The organism is Longimicrobiales bacterium, assembly GCA_028823235.1.
GTDB lineage: Bacteria > Gemmatimonadota > Gemmatimonadetes > Longimicrobiales > Gaopeijiaceae > UBA2589.
On sequence record JAPKBW010000088.1, the window covers coordinates 1 to 1,620 of the forward strand.

Annotated in this window: 1 protein-coding gene; it reads left to right on the forward strand. The window is 63.0% G+C overall.

The annotated features are described in order from the left end of the window. Positions 1-565: 565 nt before the first annotated feature. A partial coding sequence (locus tag OSA81_13790; GenBank protein ID MDE0900074.1) for an FAD-dependent oxidoreductase occupies positions 566-1,620 on the forward strand: 1,055 nt, incomplete at its 3' end.

The window sequence follows — 1,620 nt, forward strand, 5'->3', positions numbered from 1 at the left end:
CTGTTTGTGTACATGGTCTTCTAATCTCCTATGGAGGCTCATCGTACTCAACGGGTTCCCCGCAAGCATCGTCGCTGAAATGGGGACCTCATAGATTCCCTTCGTTTCCCATTGATGTCATAGATGCCCGTTCTCAGGGTGTTGGCATCAATGGCATCTATGGGCAGGGGCCCCAAGCGCAAGTCAGCGTACGTACGTCAACAACCAAAGAACAACACCCCCGTGAATACGGAGGTGCTGTGGGGTGGTGGGGGATTACTAAGGGCAGGGGCCCCGCGATTCATTGGCTAGGATACGTCCGGCGAAGGCTCGGTGCGATCGGCGAGCCTGTCCGAGCCTGACCGTACTTGCATTCCCGACACCGACCGACACAAGGAGACTCAGCGTGATGCAGGATCCGAAGAATAGGATCTCTCGGCGGACCGCCCTCAAGGGTGCGGCGGCAAGCGGTGTCGGACTCGTGGTCGGAAGCTCGCTCGCCGAACAATCATTGAAGCAGGTGGGAGCACCGCCGGAGGCCATCTTGGGATCGAATGACGAATGGTTTGCACAACGGGCGTGGAGCGTGAGCGCCAACAAGGTTCTTCCGCAGGCGGATGGGACCACCGGCAACGTCACCACCCTGGCCAAGCGGATCGAGTTTCCAACGTCTGCCCAGGAGATCGCTGCCATCGTGAAGTCGCTTCCGGCGACCGCCCCGATTGCCTGCGTGTGCGGCGGACACGAGTCATCGGGAGCGGCGCTTGTCGCGGACCGCGACGCCGTGATCCTCGACCTCGGTCGCCTCAAGTCGATCGAATTCGAGTCGTCCGACGACGAGACCCTGGTCAAGGTCGGATCCGGGGTGGTCTTTCGCGAACTCGTCGAGGCGGTGAAGGCCCAAGGCGGCGCCTTGCCCGTCGGCACCGGTCCCGGCGTCGGCGTGGCCGGATACACCCTCAACGGTGGGCTGAGTAGTTACTTCTCCAGACGGCTCGGTCTGCTCGGGCAGCGTGCCGTGAAGATGACCGTGGTGACCGCCGACGGCGAGATCCGCGTGCTGACGCCGGAGGACGAGCTGTTCACGGCGATGCTCGGTGCGGGAAGTGCGCTCGCCATCGTCGTCGACATCACCTTCCGGCTGGCCGACGCCAGCGCCATCAAGGGTGCCGAGCAGCTCGTCTTTGGATTCGAGACGCGAAACCAGGCGGTCGAGTTCTCGAAGAAGGCGATGCAGTTCATGAAGAAACAGGTCATGCCGAACGAGTCGGTCTCGCTCGAGATCGTCGTGACGGGCACCAAGGCGATCGTCGCGACGACGGTCTTCTACGACACCTTCAAGGGCAGCACCACCGAGTTCGTCAAGCCACTCGAGCAGCTTGCATCGGGCATGAAGCTGCCGACGCTTGCGCGGGCGCACTGGTCCTCGTGGTACGAGGCCGCTGCAGCGCTGTGGCCGGTGATCGCAGAGCAGAAGGGGAATCCGCTCGCGACCAGCTACCACTGCGTCGGCACGACCGGTATTCCCGAAGACGCCGTGCTCGACTTCGTGGGCGACGTCGTGGTCGGCGAAGCGCCGCTCGACGAAGCCGAGATGTCGATCGTCGAGATCCGGACGCTCGGTGGCGAGGCTCAGCGGGG